The following is an 18,584-nucleotide window of genomic DNA, read 5'->3' as shown; positions in this document are numbered from 1 at the left end:
TTGTTGTCTCATGACCGCAACGATCGACAGCCCCTCCACCGAACGGTCCGTGGAACTCCTCACCGGTGTGCTCCTGGGCGACAACTTCCGCCAGGAGCACGGCTTCTGGCAGCGGCTGATCAGCACAGAACCGTTCCGCCGCACGGACCTGCGGACCTCCGAGGAGCGTCTGCGGCTCGCGTACGAGCGGCTGCGCATCCTCAACGACAGCCTCGACAGCGGCGCCCGGCTCGCCGCCGATCCACGTGCCCTCGCGGCGATGCACGAATGGCTCGGGCCCCTCGACCCGGCCCTCACCACGGTGGCGGGCATCCACTACAACCTCTTTCTCGGCAGCCTCCTCGACCACGACGGCGACGGCCGCCGCGATCTGTCGGACTTCCTCCGGCTGCGCGGCATCGGCACCTTTCTCTGTACGGAAGTGGCGCACGGCAACGACGCGACGTCCGTCGAGACCACGGCCGCCTACGACCGCGAACGCGACGGGTTTGTGCTGCACACACCGCACGCCGGTGCGCAGAAGTTCATGCCCAACACCAGTCCGGCGGGCGGTCCCAAGACCGGTCTGGTGGCCGCGCGGCTGCTCGTCGACGCGGTCGATCACGGGGTCTTCCTCTTCCTCGTACCGCTCACCGACGCCGTACGGGCCCTGCCCGGCGTACGGGTCCGCAGACTCCCCGCACGCATGGGCAGCCCGGTGGACCACTGCCTGACCTCCTTCGACCAGGTCTTCGTGGGGCGCGACGCACTGCTCGGCGGGGACCATGGACGGATCGGCGACGACGGCGAGTTCAGCAGTGCGGTCGGCAACCGCAGACGTCGCCTGCTCACGTCGATCGGGCGCGTCACCTCGGGCAAGATCTCGATGAGCGCCTGCGCGGTCGGCTCCGCGCGCGCGACGCTCGCCGTCGCCGTCCGCTACGGCGGCCACCGGTACATCTCCGGGCCCCGGGGATCGCACCCGGTGCCGGTGATCGCCCACCGCAGTCACCACGGGCCGCTCGCCCGGGCCATGGCCACCGTCTTCGCCATGAGCCTGCTGCACCGCAGGGCCCTGGACCGCTGGGAGCGGCGAAAGGACGGCTCGGGTGCGGGCCGGGAGGAGGCGGAGCGGCTGGTGGCCGTCGCCAAGGGCTGGATCACCTGGCAGGCCAGGGCCGTGATCGTCGAATGCCGTGAACGGTGCGGAGCCCAGGCGCTCCTGGAGAACAACGGCATGAGCCAGCTGATCACCGGGGTGGAAGGCGCCATCACCGCCGAGGGCGACAACCTGGCCATCCACGCCAAGGCGGCCGCGGAAATGCTCTTCGCCGGCGAACCGGCCGTGCTCGACGCCCCCTTCGGCCGCGGATCCGGCGATCTGGAAGACCCCGGATTCCTCGGCGGGCTCCTGGCGGCTCTGGAGGAGATCTGGTTCGGCCGGGCAAGGCAGCGGATGGGCCGCGTTGCGCACGGTGACCCGCTGGAGCGGTGGAACGCCGCGTCCGGTCCCGCCCTGCGCGGCGTCGAGGCCCACGCCCACCGGCAGGCGTTCCGGGCGTACGCGGACGCGGTGGCCGCTCTTCCCGAGGGGCCCGCCCGTGAGCGACTGGCCGGACTGCAAAGGCTGTTCACGCTCGACGTGATCGCCCGCAACAGCGGGGACCTGCTGGCGGAAGGGTATGTGACGGCTGATCAGGTAAGGGATCTTCCGGACACCGTGGAAGAGCTGATCGCCGTCGTCGCCGCCCAACTGCCCGCCCTCGCCGACTCCTTCGCGCTGCCGCGGGAACTGCTCGCCGACTGGCCCATCGCGGGGGCCGATTACGCCGACGCGTACGACGATCCGGCGGCCGCCTGGCACACGGCCGGGGAGCGGGCGACCGCTCCGGGGCCGCGGTGAGGGCCGTGAGGAGGACGGGGAACATCCGTGCGGACGGGCTGGGTGCGGGAGACGGCCGCAGCCCTCGGAGTACGTGCTGTACTGCTCGCCTTCTGGGGTACGGCGGCCGTTCTGGCCCGGTGGTGCACGGAGCCGGAGAAGGACGGTGACGAATCGGTTCGCCACAAGGCGTAACTGGAGTGATGCCACCCAGTTGATCCGGCGTCGGGACGGTGTGACCGCCGTCTCCGGAAGCCGTACCGAATGATGGAAAGGTAGCTCATGAGTGCGATTCACCCCAAGATCATCGAGGTCCTGACCCACACCTTCAAAGTGCCCGCCGCCGAGATCCGCCCGGACTCCACGATGGACAGCTTGGAGATGGACTCCCTGGCCGTCGCCGAGTTCGCCGTCCTCATCAGGGAGACGGTGGGCGGCGACGGCGACTTCGACGAGCTTCCCAAGGGCGCCACCCTTGCCGACATCACGCGGTTCATCGACGCGACGGCCGGTGGCGGGGAGCTGAGGGGCGGCGAGGCACCGATGAGCAACGCCCGATGAACAGGCCCGCCATCGCCGTGACCGGCCTGGGCATGATCACCCCGGTCGGCAACGACACCGAATCCACCTGGAAGGGTGTGTGCGCCGCAGTCTCGCCCGCGCGCACCGTCTCGGCGCTCGAAGGGTGCGCGATCGACTTCGCCTGCACGGTCGACGGCATCGATCTGGACGCCGCGATCGGCGGCCGTACGTCCTTCCGGATGGGGAGGTACGTCAAGTTCGCCGTTCTCGCCGCCCGGGAGGCGGTGGCCGACGCCGGACTCGACCCGGCGCAGTGGGAGGGCAGCAGGGTCGCGGTGGTCGTCGGCACCAGCAGCGGAGGCTCCGCCGCACTGACCGAGCAGGCTGTCGTGCTCGACCGGCACGGACCGGATGCCACCTCGCCGTCCGGCATCCTGCTCACCATCCCGAACATGCCCGCGGCCGAGATCGCCATCCAGATGCGGGCCACCGGCCCCAGCCTGGCGCCGTGCACCGCCTGCTCGTCCGGCGCCACCGCACTGTCCGTCGCCCGCGACCTGCTGGTCACCGGGCAGTGTGACATCGCGATCGCCGGAGCCACCGAGTCGATCGTCTACCCGGTCGCCATGACCGGGTTCGCCCGGTCCGGAGCCGCGGCCCGGGCGGACGGCGACCCGGCAAGGCTGTGCCGGCCCTTCGCGGCCGACCGCGCCGGGCTGGTCATGGGCGAGGGCGCCGCCGTCATGGTGCTGGAACGCGCGGACGACGCCGACGCCCGGGGCGCCACTCCCCGGGCACTGCTCGCGGGCACCGGCGCCACCACCGACGCCCACCACCCCACCAGCCCGCACCCGTCCGGCGCGATCGCCCGGGCAGCGGTCGAGGCCGCGCTGCGCGACGCGGGCTGGGCGGCCGAGGACGTCGAGCACGTCAACGCACACGGCACGGCGACACCGCTCAACGACGCCACCGAGGCCGCCCTCATCGCCCGGGTCTACCCGCACCGGCCGCCCGTCACCGCCCCCAAGGGCGTACTGGGGCACTGCATGGGGGCGGCCGGAGCGATCGAGGCGGGACTCACCGTCCTGACACTCCAGCGCGGAGTCGTACCGCCGATCGCCAACCTGGACGCCCCGGCGCCCGAGTTCGACATCAACTGCGTCACCAAGCAACCCCTGCGGCGGACCGTCCGGCGCGCAGTCAGCCACTCCTTCGGCTTCGGCGGACACAACGCCGTGATCGCTCTCCAGCGTCCGTAGGTATCAGGCAGGTGGTGCGACGGGAGCACAGCCCGGCGTATCACCGGCCACACCGCCCATGAGCTGCGCCGAGGCTCGTGATGGCGCCCGGCCCGTCGGACGAGGACGCGGTGCGCGAAGCCCTGGAGCGGACCGGTCTCGCCGCGCGCCTACCCGGCCACCGAGCCCGGCGGTCCTGTCTCCGGCAGGTCGTAGTGGCGGTAGAGCTCTTCCTCCTCCACCACGGACAGATGCGCGTCCGCGTCCACCCGGGGGGCTTCCTTGACGCGGTCCTTCGGATACGGGATGTGCAGATCGGGGCCCGCACGACGGGCCCCGGCAAGAGGCACGAAACTCTCCTTCATCCCGAACAGGCCGGTCTTCACCGTGATCCAGTCCGGGCGGCCCGTGCTGTCGTCGACGTACACCCGGCCCACACTGCCGATCCTCTCGCCCTCGGAGTCGTACACCGTCAGGCCGTCGAGCTCAGCGGAATCCGTGAAGCCGTCAGCGGTGCCCATCACCGAATCTCCTCGCCCGGGCGCGATATGCGGCTGAGGCCATCACAGGAGGCGCGTCCGGGTTCCATCGCGCCTCACCCGGATGGGCGCCGCAACCTCCCCGCCCGTGGCGTACGGCCTCCCCGTGCCCGGAGCCGCGGGACGCACACCGTTCCCGCGTTGGGCCGATCGGGTGAGGCGTGCGACCCGTGCGCCCGGGAAACCGGCGGGAGCCGTCCGGCGTTGTATCCGGCATGAACACACTGCGCGGCACATTCGACGAGGACGCGGAACTCTACGACCGGATGCGCCCGCACTATCCGGCGGCCCTGGTCACAGAACTGGCGGCCCTGTCCGGTCTCACCTCTCGGAGCAGAGTGCTCGAAGTGGGCCCTGGAACCGGTCAGTTGACGGTGGCGCTCGCCGAACCGGGGTGTGAGCTGACGGCCGTCGAACTGGGCCCCTCGCTGGCGGCCGTGGCGCGACGCAATCTGCGCGGCTTTCCCCGCGCCCATGTCGAGGTGTCCCCGTTCGAGGAGTGGACGCCTCCGCCGGACCCCTTCGATCTGGTGGTGTGCGCGACCGCCATCCACTGGATCGACCCCGCACGGCGCTTCACGGCGGCGGCGGACGCGCTACGGCCCGGTGGGACGCTGGCCATCGTCACCACCCATCATGTGGCGGGCGGCAGCGAGGAGTTCTTCGCACAGGCGCAACGGTGCTACGAGCGCTGGGACCCCGCCACCCGACCGGGTGTCCGGCTGTCGGACGAGGCGTCGATGAACACGGTCTTCGGAGAACTCGAACACCCTCCTTGGGACGGGCCGGTCCGGGTGGGCCGGCACGCACGGGAGATCACGTACACGGCCGAGCAGTATCTGGACCTCCTCATGACCTACTCGGGCCACCGCGATCTGGCCCCCGGCGCGCGAAACGGTCTGCTCGCGTGCATCCGCGCCCTGATCGAGAAGCACCACGGAGGGCGCATCACCAAGCGGTATCTGCATGAACTCCTGACGGTCCGAAGAGGTGCGTGATCGCCGACGACCGTGGCCACTGGCAACACGCCTCGGGGCCGGCGTGTCGACCGTAGGTTCGGCATGCTCGAACAGGCATATGATCGACGGGCCGCGTGCCGAGCGTCGGCCCTTGTCCTGCCGTGTCACCGGGGGTGCCTCATCAGTTCCGTACGCATCCGGCTGCCCGAACAGCGTGGCGAGCTGCTGACCCGGCATGAGGACGGCCTGGACCTGCACCATCTCGTGTGGCGGCTCGGCCCGGGATGGCGGGTGTGCAGCAGCGCCGTGCTCGGCGGCGGCATGGGCCCGCGCGCCTGGATCCTCAACGCCCAGGTGCCCGGCGGATACCCCCGCCTGGACCCCGACCGTCACCTCGCCGAGATCGCCGCCCTGGAACTCCTCACCGGACCCGGCGCCGGGCTGATGACGGCCGCCGATGTCACCGCGTACACCGTCGCCTCCGACGAGGGGGTGACGGCGACCGCCACCTGCGGGCTCGGTGTACGGGGCTGGGCCGCCGCGCCGGCCGAGGGCGCCGAAGGACCGCCGCGGCCGGGCACGGTCAACATCGTCGTCACCCTGCCCGTGGCACTCTGTGACGCCGCTCTCGTCAACGCGGTCGCCACGGCCACCGAGGCCAAGGTCCAGGCACTCCTGGACGCCGGACTCGACTGCTCGGGCACCCCCACGGACGCCGTCTGCATCGCCGCCCCCGCCCCGGGGCCCGCCCCCGGCGAACCCTTCGCAGGACCACGCTCCCGCTGGGGCGCGCGACTCGCCAGGGCCGTGCACGCTGCCGTCCTGGAAGGCGCGCTGCGGCAATCCTGATAACCCACCGCGCCGCGAGCCGACCGGGGCGTGGCCGACGAAGGGAGTCCCCTCATGACCTCAAGCGCTGCAAAAACCGCCCCGCGGCGACCGACCGTCGCCGTCCTCGGCACCGGAATCATGGGATCGGGCATGGCCCGCAGCCTGCTCCGCGCCGGACTCGACGTCCGCGTCTGGAACCGTACTCAGGCCAAGGCGGCCCCGCTCGCCGCCGATGGCGCCACGGTCGCACAGACTGCGGAGGAAGCCGTGCGCGGAGCCGATGTCATCCTCACCATGGTCAACGACGGCCCCGCCGTCGCCGCCGCACTCGCCGCCGCGGGCCCTGGACTGAACGCCGGGCAGATCCTGCTCCAGAGCTCGACCGTCGGGCCCGATGCCACCACCGATCTCGCCCGGCGCGCGGCGGACGCGGGGCTGATCTATCTCGACGCACCGGTCTCCGGAACCAAACAGCCCGCGGAACAGGGCGCGTTGACGGTCTTCGTCTCCGGCCCGTCCGCCGTCCGGCCGTCGGTGGACCCGGTTCTGGACGCGATCGGGCAGCGCACGGCCTGGGTCGGCGAGGAACCGGGCGCCGCCTCCCGGCTGAAACTCGTCGTCAACACCTGGGTCATCAACCTGGTGGGCAGCATCGCGGAGTGCCTCAACCTCGCCGAGGGACTGTCCATCGACCCGCAGTCGTTCCTCGACGTGATGAAGGGCGGCCCGCTCGACTCCCCGTATCTCCAGGGCAAGTCCGCGGCGGTCATCTCCGGCGACCTCACCCCCAGCTTCACCCTGTCCACCGCGCTCAAGGACACCCGCCTCATCCTCGAAGCCGCCGAACGGTCCGGGGCCACGCTGGACCTGGTCGCCGCGTCGGCCGCACGGTTCGAGCGCGCGGAGGCGGCCGGCCACGGCGGCGAGGACATGATTGCCACCTACTACGCGGGCCGTCCGGCGCAGAAGGCCGGCGACTGACGGCCGTGCCCGGGTGCCGTCGCCCGGGTCACGGCCGTGCGAGGCCGTCTTTGCGACGGACCCTCGCCCGTCAGACGACCTGTACCTCGTGCCGTACGACGGCGTCGAAGAGATAGCCCTGCGTGTTGCGGACCGCCACGTCCGGCTGCGTACGGCCGGTCCGGTCGGTCGCCCGTGCCGGCAGCACCGCCGGACCCCGCTCCTTCGGCAGCCAGTCGGCCGACCAGCGGACCCAGCTTCCGCTGCGGGGCTCGTCGCGCAGCCGCGCACGCCGCCAGCGGGCGCCGCCGTCGGTGCTGACCTCCACCGTGCGCACCGGCGCCCCGCCCGACCCGGAACGTCCCGTGAGCACCTGGCGCCGGTGCGCGGGCACCGACGCACCGGCGGTCAGTTCGAACGCGCTCTTCAGCGTCTGCCGGGTCAGCGGGGCGCTGCCCTCCGGCGGATAGCCGGGGCCGAACAGCCGGTACAGCCCGGTGTTCCACGGGGAGAGCAGCGGCTCGGCGCACACCTCGATGTCGCCGACCCACTTGATGTTCGCGATGCCGACCCAGGACGGCACGATCAGCCGCACCGGATGTCCGTGGTCGGGCGGCAGCGGCTCACCGTTCATCTCGTACGCGAGCAGCACGTCGTCCAGCGCCTTGGCCACCGGCAGCGGCCTGCGCACCCGGCCCAGATCGATCCCGTCGCTGATCACCTCGTCGTCGAGGCCACGCGGCAGCACATCCACCGCGTCCCTGGCGATGCCCGCGAGCCGCAGCACATCGACGAGCCGCACCCCGCGCCAGCGGGCCGTACCGATCGCGCCCAGAGTCCAGGCGGTGCCGCTGACCTGCTGGTTCTGCTGTGTCGTGTAGTAACTGCGGGCATTGCCCGCGCACTCGACGAACGCGGTGCGGGAGACCGAAGGCAGCGCGCGCAGTTCGTCGTACGTGAACTCCACAGCCGGGCCCCCGAGCCCGCTGCCCCACACGGTCAGCCTCCAGTCCGCCGCGTCGATCCGCGGGGTGACGGTGTGATTGCGCACGAAGAACCGGTCGGCCGGAGTGAGCAGCCCGGTGGTGCGCAGCGCCGCGAAGTTCGTCTCGGCGTTGGTGCCGCGCACGGTGAACAGTTCGGGCGGCAGGGGCTTCATGATCCCGGGAGCGGCGGCGGTGGGCGCCGCATGCGCGGGAGCCGCGAGCCCGGCCAGCGGCCCGGCCGCCGAGGCGGCCGCCACCAGTTTCAGCAGATCGCGGCGGTCGATACCGGCGGACCGCGCGGCACCGCGCGACCACTGACGAAGCCGCATCCCGTCGTACGCGGCCTCGGACGGTGGAACGGGTCTCATGAACAACTCCAGGGGACGAGGAGGATGCGGATGGGGACTGCGGGTGGTGCGTCAGCGGACCGGGACGGCCTCCGGCCCGCCGGACAACAACTCCCGTACCAGGGAGCCGACCTGACCCGTCTCGATCAGGAAACCGTCGTGCCCGTGGGGCGACTCCACGATCCTGAGCCGGTCCGCACCCGGCAGCAGCGAGGCCAGCTCCGCCTGCTGCGCCGGGGGATAGAGCCGGTCGGAGTCGACGCCCGCGACCAGTGCGGGCATCCGGGCACGGCGCAGCGCCGCCGCGATGCCACCGCGCCCGCGCCCGACATCGTGCCCGTTCATCGCCTCGGTCAGCGTCACATAGCTGCCCGCGTCGAAGCGGTGCACCAGCTTGGCCGCGTGGTGGTCGAGATAGGACTCCACCCGGTACCGGCCGCCGCGCCACGGATGCTCACCCGGCTGCGCCTCGCCGCCGAACCGTGACCCGAGCTCGGGTTCGCTGCGGTACGTCACATGGGCGATCCGGCGGGCCAGACCGAGGCCCCGGTGCGGGCCACCGCCCGGCGGCGCCTGGTGGTAGTGGCCGCCCTGCCAACCGGGGTCGGAGCGGATCGCGGAGACCTGCACGGCGCCCCAGGCGATCTGCTCCGCCGACGCCGCCGCGGACGCCGCGAGCACCAGCAGCGAGCCGGTGCGCTCCGGCCGGCCCACCGCCCATTCGAGCGCCCGCATGCCGCCCATCGAGCCCCCGATCACCGCGGCCCACCGTCCGATGGACAGCGCGTCGGCCAACGCGGCCTCGGCCGCCACCTGGTCACGGACCGTCAGATGGGGGAAGTCGCCACCCCAGTGCGGCCCTTCGGGACGGTACGACGAGGGGCCGGTGCTGCCCCGGCAGCCGCCGAGCACATTCGGCGCGACGACGAACCAGCGGTCGGTGTCCAGCGCCTTCTTGGGCCCGACCAGCGCATCCCACCAGCCGGCCGTGGGATGCCCGGGCCCCGCAGGCCCGGCCACATGGCTGTCACCGGTCAGGGCATGCAGCACCAGCACCGTGTTGGAGCCGTCGGGTGCCCGCCGCCCCCATGTCTCGTACGCCAGTCGCACCCCGGGCAGCACACCGCCGGACTCCAGCGGCAGCGGCCGGTCCAGGGTCACCCAGGCCAGGCGGCCGGGCGGATCCCCCTCCCGCCGGCCTCCGGTGGCCGGCGGGAGGGGGAGTACGGGGGAGGGGGCCGTCCGGTTCAGGACGCCGCCTTCGCTGCCCGGAACCCGGCCTCCAGATCGGCCTTGAGGTCGTCCACGTTCTCCAGCCCCACCGAGAGCCGCACCAGCCCGGCGGTCGTCCCGGTGGCGGCCAGCTGCTCCTCGGACAGCTGGCTGTGGGTGGTCGACGCCGGATGGATGATCAGGCTCCGTACGTCACCGATGTTGGCGAGATGGCTGAACAGCTCGACCGCGTCCACGAACCGCTTCCCCGCCTCCACCCCGTCGCGCAGCTCGAAGGCGAGCACGGCCCCGGCGCCGCGGGGCAGATAGCGGCGCCCCGCCTCGTACCACCGGCTCGACTCAAGTCCCGCGTAGTGCACGGCCGACACCTCGTCGCGCCGCTCCAGCCACTCGGCCAGGGCCCGGGCATTGGATGTGCGCCGCTCCAGCCGGAGGCTGAGTGTCTCCACACCCTGCAGCAGCAGGAACGCCGAGTGCGGGGAGAGGGCGGGGCCCAGGTCGCGCAGCAGCTGGACCCGGAGCTTCACCGCGAAGGCGCTGGGCCCCAGATCCGGCCAGTACCGCAGACCGTGGTAACTCGGGTCGGGGGAGCTGAAGTCGGGGAACCGCTCGGCGTGCGCACCGAAGTCGAACGTGCCGCCGTCCACCACCACACCGCCGATGGTGGTGCCGTGCCCGCCGAGGAACTTCGTCGCCGAGTGGACCACGACATCCGCGCCGTGCTCGATCGGACGGAGCAGGTACGGGGTGGGCACGGTGTTGTCGACGATCAGCGGCACACCGGCCTGCGGAAGCGCGGGCCGCGGCACTCCTGCGGGGTGCGGCGGAACCGGCTGGGGAGCGGTGGCGATCGCGCGGCGGAGAAGGCGCCGGTGCGGCTCAGCTGCTCAACGGAGCGGGTCGCAGCAGCGGCCCCGGCGACACGCCGCGGACGCGAGACGTCCCAGATCGACATGGCGCCGCGAGACGAGAACCGGAGTCGCTGGCATGGCGTGAGCGTGGCAGCGGCCACCGGGGGCGTCAACCGTTCCTCCATATCGCCGAACGGCGCGCCGCGCACGCTCCCACCTGTGGTCACAGCACGGCCCGCTATGCCCCCGTACCGGAGGTGACCTGCGCGGACGCACCTGCTGTGGTGCCGTACGGGGAGCGGGGGAGGCGGGCCGCCGGGCGGCTTGACGAGGCCGGCGATTTCATCAGGCCGCAATGTATGCGCACGTGCGCCGGGGAGCGTGTCAGCTCCTCTCACTCATCGATGAGCATCCCGCTGCGGAGCTTCCGCAGAATCCTGCTGATCAGCCGCGACACATGCATCTGCGAGATCCCCAGCTCCGCGCCGATCTGCGCCTGGGTCATCTCCTGGCCGAAACGCATGTCGATGATGCGCCGTTCACGGTCGTCGAGACCGCCCAGCAGCGGCGCCAGCGCGTGCAGATTCTCGACCGCCTCCATGGCGGGATCGGGCCCGCCCAGGACATCGGCGAAGGTGCGCCCCGGTGCGTTGCGCCGTCCCGCGGCCGCCGCATCGGCAGGCATGTCCAGCGAACCCGCCGTGTACCCGTTGGCGGCCACGATGCCCTCGGCGATCTCGTCCTCGCTGAGCCCCAGCCGCCGGGCGAGCTCCGCGACGGTGGGTTCGCGGTCCAGGAGCGTGGCCAGGGACTCCTTGGTCCTGGCGATGTCGACCCGCAACTCCTGCAGCCGGCGCGGGACATGGACCGCCCAGCTGGTGTCGCGGAAGAACCGCTTTATCTCGCCGGTGATGTACGGGACCGCGAAGGAGGTGAACTCGACCTCGCGGGAGAGATCGAACCGGTCGATGGCCTTGATCAGCCCGATCGTGCCGACCTGGACGATGTCCTCCATGTCGCCGCCGCCCCGGTTGCGGAAACGGCCCGCGGCGTACCGGACGAGGGAGAGGTTCATCTCGATGAGGGTGCCGCGCGCGTACTGATGGGCGGGGGTTCCCTCCTCCAGGATCCGCAGCCGGTGGAAGAACAGCCGGGACAGTTCCCGTGCGTCCGGCGGGGTGATCCTCCCCGCGTCCTCGATCCACGGCAGGTCGCCGTCGTCCGCGGCGGCGTCCCCCGTACGCGTCGACCGTGCACTCTCCGCTCGCTGCGCCCCGGCGGTCCGCGCAGTGTGCGCCGTCATCTCGTCACGCTCCCCTGATCGTAGGTGAGGTGTATGCGTCTGCCCCCGGAGGCAGCGACCATGCGGAACGGCGGAAGTCGATCGGGTAACGGCGCATCAATGGCCGGGAATCGCCGTGATCCCTCGTTCTGTCCGTGCATTCGTGCAGGCGAGAGGCACCGGACAGCAGAACCGCCCCACCGGTACGGGGGAGCCCGGTGGGGCGGTCACCTCCAGATTGCCACAGCCGACGGCGCGACGGGGCCGACCGGTGTATATCCAGCGGTAGTTGAGTCGAAATCGCCGGTGGAGCGACTGCGGGCCGATGCCCGGCCCTCAGTCGCGCGGGTAGCCGACGATGGTGTGCGTGATGGCGGGGGAGTCCTCGGTGGTGTAGTAGTGGCTGCTCAGTCCCGAGAACCGGGCGGTGTCTCCCGTCCCCAGGAGGTGCGGGACATCGTTGACGACCAGTGTCACCTGGCCCGACATCACCAGCACGTACTCCACCGAGTCCGCACCGTGGGAGCTGACCTGGCTCTGGGCGTGCGGATGCAGACGGGTGCGGTAGATCTCGATACGGCCGTGCTCGTGGCCGGAGTACAGCAGATTGACCGAGGTCTCGTCCTCGGGTTCGTCCAGCGAGGCGGCGCGGACGATCTCCGGTCTCAGGAGGGGCTGGCGGAGCAGATCCGTGCAGTTCGTGTCCAGCACATCGGCGATCCGCACCAGCACATCGACCGTCGGATTGGCCTCGGCGCGTTCGATCTGGGACAACAGCCCCTTGCTGACGCCGGTGGCCGCCGACAGTTCGCGCAGGCTCCAACCGCGGGCCAGCCGACGGCGGTTGAGGTTTGCGGCCAGCGCTGTCCGCACCACGACGGCGGCGGACTGCTGTGCTTGAGGCGGACGTGGGGGTGTGGGCGGGCCGACGGTGACGGGCGGCTCGGACACCGTTCCTCCTCGCTCTCGGTGGTACGCGCAGGTCAGCGGCACACTCTACCGGCGCGGCCGCCGGCCGGTCAGATCCTCGCCTTCTCATCGCTGCCCGTGGCCTCGGGCAGCGCGTCGATCATGCGCCGGGTCCACGGGTGCCGCGGAGCGTCCAGCACCTCGGCCGTGGCACCCTGCTCGACGATCCGCCCCTGATGCATGACGGCCACCCGGTCGGCGATCTGCCGCACCACACCGAGGTCATGGGTGATGAACAGCACCGCGAACCCCTCGCTCCGCTGGAGCGAGGAGAGCAGATTGAGCAGCTGCGCCTGGACGGACACATCGAGCGCCGCCACCGCCTCGTCGCAGATCAACAAGCGGGGCCGGGCGGCCAGCGCCCGTGCCAGAGCCACCCGTTGACGCTCCCCGCCCGAGAGCGCGGCCGGGCGCCGTGTGGCGTACGACCCGGGCAGCCCCACCTGTTCGAGCAGCGTGCCGACCTCGGCCTTCGGGGTGCCGCGTCCCCGCCGGCCGGTCGCGGCGGCCAGGGCCTCGCGCAGGGTCGCGCCCACGGTGCGCAACGGGTTGAGCGAGGAGTACGGGTCCTGGAAGACGATCTGCACCTGTCCGGCCAGGCGCCGGCGGTCCGCGGCGGCGGGGCGACGCCCGGCGGACAGGGCGATCCCGCCCACGGTGACCGTGCCGCCGTCGAAGGTCTCCAGCCCGACCGCGATCCTCGCGAGCGTCGTCTTGCCCGAGCCGGACTCGCCGACCAGGGCCACGACGCCCTCACGGGGAACGGTCAGACCCACGTCACGCAGTGCGGCATGATCTCCGGCCGGGGACCGGAACGTACGGTCGACGGACCGGGCGACCAGCGCGGCGTCCTGGGCATGCACCTCGTCGTCCGGACCCGGCCCGGACACCGCCGAGGGGACGGCGGCGGCCCGCACCGGCGGTGTGGCGAGCGCATCGCCGATCTCGGAAAGCCGCACGCAGGCGGAGAGCCGCCGCGTACCGGGCGAGGCGTCGGCGGGTGCTCCGGTACAGGACGGCGGCGCCGACAGCACAACCGGTTCGGCGCGGCACACGGCGGCCGCGTGGGCGCACCGGTCGGCGAACGGGCAGCCGCTGCTCCTGGCGCCCGGAGCCGGTACGGAACCGGGAATCGCCGGGAGTTCGGCGTACCGCTCGCGTACGGACGGTTCGCAGGCCAGCAGCCCGGCCGTGTACGGATGCAGCGGGGCCGACTCCAGCTCGTGGGAGCGCCCGTGCTCCAGCACACTGCCCGCGTACAGCACGTACACCCGGTCGCAGGCGGAGAACGCGACCCGCAGATCGTGCGTGATCAGGACCAGGCCCATGCCCCGGCTCCGCTGGAGGCCGCGCAGCAGATCGAGAACGGCGCGCTGGTTGGAGGCGTCCAGCGCGGTTGTCGGTTCATCCGCGATCAGCAGCTCCGGGTCGCCCGCGAGTGCCGCTGCCGCCGCCACCCGCTGCCGCATGCCTCCGGACAGCTCGTGCGGGTAGCGGTCGGCGACATCGGGGCCGAGTCCCACCTCGGCGAGCCGCCGCTCCACCTCCGCGTGCCGGGCGGCCTTCCCGCTGAGTCCACGGCGCCCGCCGTCGAGGTCCCGCAGCCCGTCCGCGATCTGCCGTCCGCAGGTGAGCTGCGGGTGCAGCATCGTGAACGGGTCCTGCATCAGCAGTGTGACGCGCCGGCCCCGCAGGGCGTGCCGCTCGCGGGGCGTCAGGGTGAGGACATCCTGGCCGTCGATCCGCACGGATCCGCCCGTCACATCGGTCCCGGCCGGCAGCAGTCCCACGACGGCCCGCATGGCCAGGGACTTGCCGCTGCCGGACTCGCCGACGATGCCGATGCACTCGCCCCGGCCGACCTCCAGCGAGACGCCGTCCAGGATCGGGACCGGGCCGCCCGCACCTGCCGTGGCGGTGACCGTCAGACCGTCCACCGAGAGCAGGGCTTCGGTGGACGGTGCCGCCGAAGCGGCGGCAGGGCTCTCTGTCGCCGGGCGCGCTGCCATCAGGACCTCCCACGGTCGGAGAACGCCTCGAACAGCCGGTCGCCGAGGAGGTTGAGTGCCACGGCAGCGGCGATGATCAGCACGGCCGGCGCCAGGGCGGCGGACGGGTTGTCGTACAGCAGGGTGCGGTTCTCGGAAAGCATCCGGCCCCAGTCCGGGGCGCCCGGCGGCACACCGAGCCGCAGGAAGGAGAGCGAGCTCAGAGCGACGATCGCCCCGGCGAAGTTCAGCAGGGTGTTGGCCACCACGACGGGCAGCACATTGGGCCAGATGTGCCGGGTCATCACCGTGAACGGGGACAGCCCCAGTGTCTGTGCCGCCTCGACATAGGCGCGGTGCCGCTGCTCCAGCACGGCCGCCCGCACCAGCCGGATGTCGGCGGGCGACGTCAGCACGACGAGGACGCCGACGGCCAGGGCGTAACCGCCGCCGCCGACACCCGCGACGACGATCGTCACGAGCAGGGCGGGCAGTGCCAGCAGCAGGTCGGCCCAGCGGCGCACGAGGGTGTCGATCCAGCCGCCCCGGTAGCCCGCGAGGAGTCCGAGGACATTGCCGATGACCATCGACCCGAGCGCCACCAGCGCGGCACCGACCAGTGTGCTCCGTGCCCCGGCGGTCACCATCCGGGCGATGTCCCGGCCGAGTTCATCGGTGCCGAGCGGATGACTGCCGTCCGGCATGGTGGCGCCGGTGGAGAGATCCTGCGCGTCCCAGTCGGGCAGGACCAGTCGGCCGAAGGCCGCGGCCAGCGCGAACAGCACCAGCAGGACGGAGCAGCAGACGGTGAGCGGTGAGAGCCGGCGGTGGAGCGTGCGGGTCTTCAACGGCCCTCCTCCTCAAGGACTTCGGGCGACCGGGTGACGGCGGACGCCGTCGCCACGGGTGCGGTCCTCAGTCGTGGATCCAGCAGCGGCTGCAGGAGATCGGTCACGAGGTTCGCCAGACAGACCAGGGCCGCTATGAGCAACGCCTCGGCCTGGACGACGGGGATGTCTCGGAAGGTGACCGAGTCGACCAGCAGGGACCCGAGGCCGGGCAGCGCGAAGACCTGCTCCACCATGACCGTCCCCGCGAGGAGATAGGCGAGGATCAGACCGATCCCGGTGAGGACGGGGACGACGGTGCCGCGCAGTACGTACCGCAGCAGGATGTCCCGCTCAGGGACACCCCGGGCACGGGCGAACGTGACGTGCTCCCGGTCGAGTTCACGGATGACCGCGGCCCGGGTCAGCTTCAGCAGGACGGCGGTGACGGCGACGCCGAGCGCCACGGCGGGCAGCACCAGATGCATCACCCGGTCGGCCCCCGAGCCCTCGCCGGGTCCGTACGCCGGGAACCAGCCGAGCATCAGCGCGAACACATAGATGAGCAGCAGACCGCCCGCGAACGCGGGGGTGGACAGGGCCACCACACCGAGACTCTGTACGGCCCGGTCGGTGAGGCGCCGGCCCCGCAGACCCGCCAGGACGCCCAGCGGCAGTCCGAGCAGCAGGGCCACGGCGAAGCCGGGCCCGACCAGCTGCCCGGTGAGCACGAGCCGGTCGCCCAGCGCGGCGGCGACGCTCTCGCCGGTCCGGATCGAGGTACCGAGATCGAGGTGGACGGCGTCGCTGAGCCAGTACCAGTACTGCACGGCCAGCGGGCTGTCGAGGTGGTAGCGGGCCCGAACGGCTGCCAGTGCCTCGGGAGTCGCGCTGCGCGGCCCGAGCAGGGTCTGCGCCGGGTCGCCGGGGGCGGCCTGGAGCAGGGCGAACACGGCGACGGACAGGACGACCAGCAGCCCGAGCGTCCCGCCGAGGCGACGCACGACATGGCCGAGGGGGAGCGCCGCGCGCAGCCGGGAACGGGCGGCGGGCCTCATCGGTCTCCTCCGGCCGTGCCGGGGATCTGCGCGGGGGGTGCGTCCCCGGGCACGGCGGCCCGGCAGGTGGCCGCGGCGGGTGGACCGAGGTGGGCGGCGAGCCACTTCTCCACCCGGGCCGCGGCATCGAGGAGATGGGCGCCGTCGGTGAACTCATGACCCTCGTCCGGGTACACGTACAGCTCCACGGGGGCGCGGCCCGCGCGCAGCAGCGACCGGTACAGCTCGTGGGCCTGGCCGACCGGAGTGACCCGGTCCGCGGACCCGTGCACGATGAGCGTCGGGGTTCCGCTGCCGCCGTCGGCGAAGACCGCGGAGCGCCGGACCAGTTCGGCGGGCGAGTCCGTGCCGCCGATCCGGTACGCATGGTCGTAGCCGCCGCCGATGTTGCTGGTGTGCGTGAAGCTCAGCCAGTCGGTCGGCGCGGAGACGATGACCGCCGCCCGGAACACATCGGTGCGGGCCGCGGCCAGAGCGGCGAGGTAGCCGCCGTAGCTGTGCCCCAGGACGGCGGTACGGTCCGGGTCGGCGAGCCGGGCGTCGACGAGATGGCGTACGCCGGACAGCACATCGTCCAGGTCCGCGCCGCCGACGTCGCCGACCGCGGCTCGGGCGTGCTCCAGGCCCCGGCCGCTGCTGCCGCGCGGGTTGGGCAGCAGCACCAGGTATCCGGCGGCGGCCAGCGCGGGCGCGAGACCCAGCACATCGCCGGGCGCGTATCCGGCGGACCACAGCCAGGCGGGGCCGCCGTGCACGAGAACGGCGAGGGGCCGGGGACCGGGGCTCTCACCGTACGAGAGCACCAGACCGTGCACCGTGCGCCCGTCGGCTGCGGACCATACGGTCTCCTCGGTGCGGACCGCGGCGAGCGTGGGGTCGGCGGGCGCGTTCAGTGCGGTGACGGGCACCCAGTCCCAGGCGTCCGGCCCTTCGGCGCGGGCGACGACGGCCTCGGCCGGGCTGCCCGGTGCGTCGAGCACGGTCGCGGCCAGCCGCCCGTCGTCACTGAGCGACAGCTCGGGCCGGTAGCCGGCACCGCCGAGGGTCACCGGTCCCGACCAGAGTGTGCCGCCGGGGCGTCCGGTGTGTCCGACGCGGGAGCCCGTCCCGTCCCAGCCCGCGAACCACAGTGAGCGCGGTGCGGTGTCCTCCGAGTCGTCGAACCGCAGCCAGGTCGCGTCCTCGACGCCCGGCACCACCTCTGCGCTCCCGGTCCACAGATCGGCCACCACCGGCCGCCCGGACACGATGGAGATGCCTTCGCAGACCGCCGCGGACCGGCCGTCCGCCGAGACGGCGGGGGCGTCCAGCTGCCCCTGTGGCGTGTACACGGTCCTGGCCGTGCATGCTTCGAGATCAAGGGCCGCGAACCGGGCACCGTAGTACCCGGCGGGAAGCGTCTCCTCGGAGACGGTGGCGACGGCGGTGGTGCCGCCGCGCCACGCGACGTTCCACACGGTCAGCCCCGCCGGCCCGGCCTCACGCACCGAGCCCTCCGCGAGATCGACGAGATGCACCGAACGGCGGCCGGTACCCGGGGCGAAGCGCTCGGGCGCAGGTGCGGCTGCGAGCCGTACCGGCAGGCCGAGATTCATGCCGTCGCGTTCCGCGCCGTCCTGCGCACAGAGGAGCAGCGCCTGCTTCCCGTCGTCGGAGACCAGCAGTTCCTCCACCGCACCGGGGGCGGCGGCGACGGTGCGTACCGCCCCGGAGGCCGTGTCCAGGGCGGCGAGCCGCACATCGGTTCCGGCGGGTCCTGCCACTTCGGCGATGTGCAGCAGCGTCCGCGAATCCGGCAGCCAGCGCGGGCTGTGACGGTCCGTGGGCGCGGACGGCTCCCGCGGTGCGAGGAGCACGGGGGGCCGCGCATCCGCGTCCGCACCCCGCAGCCCGGCGGGGACCGGGGCCAGGACCAGTCCGGCGTTGCGCGGACCGGTCGCCGCCACGGCGACCGCACGCCCGTCCGGACTGATCCGGGCCTCGACCGGGTGGACCAGCCGCAGCATCGCCTCACGGACACGCCGTACGACGAGAGCGGCGCGCCGCTGCGGCGGCCCGGGCGCGGCGGTACTGGGCATGGTGGTCCGTTCCTTGTAATGGGGTTCCGGCGTGACGTGCCCCGGGAACCGGGGT

The 18,584-nt window shown here is 72.5% G+C and carries 15 protein-coding genes and 2 pseudogenes; 6 read left to right on the top strand and 11 right to left on the bottom strand.

Annotated features, from left to right (window positions below; all coding sequences use genetic code 11):
- Window positions 1-10 precede the first annotated feature (10 nt).
- The 3 genes from OG507_RS03800 (at window position 11) to OG507_RS03790 (ending at window position 3,642) form a co-directional block, all read left to right on the top strand.
- Window positions 11-1,882, top strand: a complete 1,872-nt coding sequence (locus OG507_RS03800) for an acyl-CoA dehydrogenase family protein (protein ID WP_442810938.1) — start codon at window positions 11-13, stop codon at window positions 1,880-1,882.
- A gap of 261 nt (window positions 1,883-2,143) precedes the next feature.
- The gene (locus tag OG507_RS03795; RefSeq protein ID WP_327365692.1) at window positions 2,144-2,422 is read left to right on the top strand and encodes an acyl carrier protein; all 279 of its coding nucleotides are present in this window, start codon (window positions 2,144-2,146) and stop codon (window positions 2,420-2,422) included.
- Window positions 2,419-3,642, top strand: a complete 1,224-nt coding sequence (locus tag OG507_RS03790) for a beta-ketoacyl-[acyl-carrier-protein] synthase family protein (protein WP_327365691.1) — start codon at window positions 2,419-2,421, stop codon at window positions 3,640-3,642. The genes OG507_RS03795 and OG507_RS03790 overlap by 4 nt, the downstream gene beginning before the upstream one ends.
- A gap of 185 nt (window positions 3,643-3,827) precedes the next feature.
- On the opposite strand, the pseudogene OG507_RS03785 reads toward OG507_RS03790, so the two are convergent.
- Window positions 3,828-4,142, bottom strand: a pseudogene (locus OG507_RS03785) (PRC-barrel domain-containing protein); the annotation flags it as partial.
- 233 nt (window positions 4,143-4,375) lie between these two features.
- Between OG507_RS03785 and OG507_RS03780 the strand changes: the two are divergent.
- From OG507_RS03780 to OG507_RS03770, 3 genes are all read left to right on the top strand, one after another.
- On the top strand, window positions 4,376-5,158 hold the full coding sequence (locus OG507_RS03780) for a class I SAM-dependent methyltransferase (RefSeq protein WP_327365690.1): 783 nt from the start codon (window positions 4,376-4,378) through the stop codon (window positions 5,156-5,158).
- Window positions 5,159-5,383: 225 nt separating this feature from the next.
- Window positions 5,384-5,968 carry an adenosylcobinamide amidohydrolase gene (locus OG507_RS03775; RefSeq protein ID WP_327371854.1) on the top strand — a complete coding sequence of 195 codons (585 nt, stop codon included), beginning with the start codon at window positions 5,384-5,386 and terminating at the stop codon, window positions 5,966-5,968.
- A gap of 54 nt (window positions 5,969-6,022) precedes the next feature.
- Window positions 6,023-6,931, top strand: a complete 909-nt coding sequence (locus OG507_RS03770; protein WP_327365689.1) for an NAD(P)-dependent oxidoreductase — start codon at window positions 6,023-6,025, stop codon at window positions 6,929-6,931.
- 70 nt (window positions 6,932-7,001) lie between these two features.
- Here OG507_RS03770 and OG507_RS03765 read toward each other — a convergent pair whose 3' ends face one another.
- From OG507_RS03765 to OG507_RS03725, 10 genes and pseudogenes are all read right to left on the bottom strand, one after another.
- The gene (locus OG507_RS03765; protein WP_327365688.1) at window positions 7,002-8,264 is read right to left on the bottom strand and encodes a sulfite oxidase; all 1,263 of its coding nucleotides are present in this window, start codon (window positions 8,262-8,264) and stop codon (window positions 7,002-7,004) included.
- Between the two features lie 51 nt (window positions 8,265-8,315).
- Window positions 8,316-9,494 carry a homoserine O-acetyltransferase MetX gene (metX, locus tag OG507_RS03760; RefSeq protein WP_327371853.1) on the bottom strand — a complete coding sequence of 393 codons (1,179 nt, stop codon included), beginning with the start codon at window positions 9,492-9,494 and terminating at the stop codon, window positions 8,316-8,318.
- Window positions 9,491-10,264, bottom strand: a pseudogene (locus OG507_RS03755) (PLP-dependent transferase); the annotation flags it as partial. The gene metX and the pseudogene OG507_RS03755, both read right to left, overlap by 4 nt.
- Window positions 10,265-10,363: 99 nt before the next feature.
- On the bottom strand, window positions 10,364-10,465 hold the full coding sequence (locus OG507_RS40320) for a putative leader peptide (protein ID WP_442810937.1): 102 nt from the start codon (window positions 10,463-10,465) through the stop codon (window positions 10,364-10,366).
- A gap of 256 nt (window positions 10,466-10,721) precedes the next feature.
- Window positions 10,722-11,630, bottom strand: a complete 909-nt coding sequence (locus OG507_RS03750; protein ID WP_327365687.1) for a SigB/SigF/SigG family RNA polymerase sigma factor — start codon at window positions 11,628-11,630, stop codon at window positions 10,722-10,724.
- Between the two features lie 315 nt (window positions 11,631-11,945).
- Window positions 11,946-12,560 carry a helix-turn-helix domain-containing protein gene (locus OG507_RS03745; protein ID WP_327365686.1) on the bottom strand — a complete coding sequence of 205 codons (615 nt, stop codon included), beginning with the start codon at window positions 12,558-12,560 and terminating at the stop codon, window positions 11,946-11,948.
- A gap of 68 nt (window positions 12,561-12,628) precedes the next feature.
- A complete protein-coding gene (locus OG507_RS03740) occupies window positions 12,629-14,587 on the bottom strand; it encodes an ABC transporter ATP-binding protein (RefSeq protein ID WP_327365685.1) in 1,959 nt (652 codons plus the stop codon).
- Complete coding sequence (locus tag OG507_RS03735; protein ID WP_327365684.1) at window positions 14,587-15,414, bottom strand: ABC transporter permease; 828 nt, start codon at window positions 15,412-15,414, stop codon at window positions 14,587-14,589. Before OG507_RS03735 ends, OG507_RS03740 begins: the two co-directional genes overlap by 1 nt.
- Window positions 15,411-16,451 carry an ABC transporter permease gene (locus tag OG507_RS03730; protein ID WP_327365683.1) on the bottom strand — a complete coding sequence of 347 codons (1,041 nt, stop codon included), beginning with the start codon at window positions 16,449-16,451 and terminating at the stop codon, window positions 15,411-15,413. Before OG507_RS03730 ends, OG507_RS03735 begins: the two co-directional genes overlap by 4 nt.
- Window positions 16,448-18,529, bottom strand: a complete 2,082-nt coding sequence (locus OG507_RS03725) for an alpha/beta hydrolase family protein (protein ID WP_327365682.1) — start codon at window positions 18,527-18,529, stop codon at window positions 16,448-16,450. The genes OG507_RS03730 and OG507_RS03725 overlap by 4 nt, the downstream gene beginning before the upstream one ends.
- Window positions 18,530-18,584: the final 55 nt, after the last annotated feature.

The organism is Streptomyces sp. NBC_01217, assembly GCF_035994185.1.
GTDB lineage: Bacteria > Actinomycetota > Actinomycetes > Streptomycetales > Streptomycetaceae > Streptomyces.
This window is presented reverse-complemented; position numbering and strand designations above follow the sequence as displayed.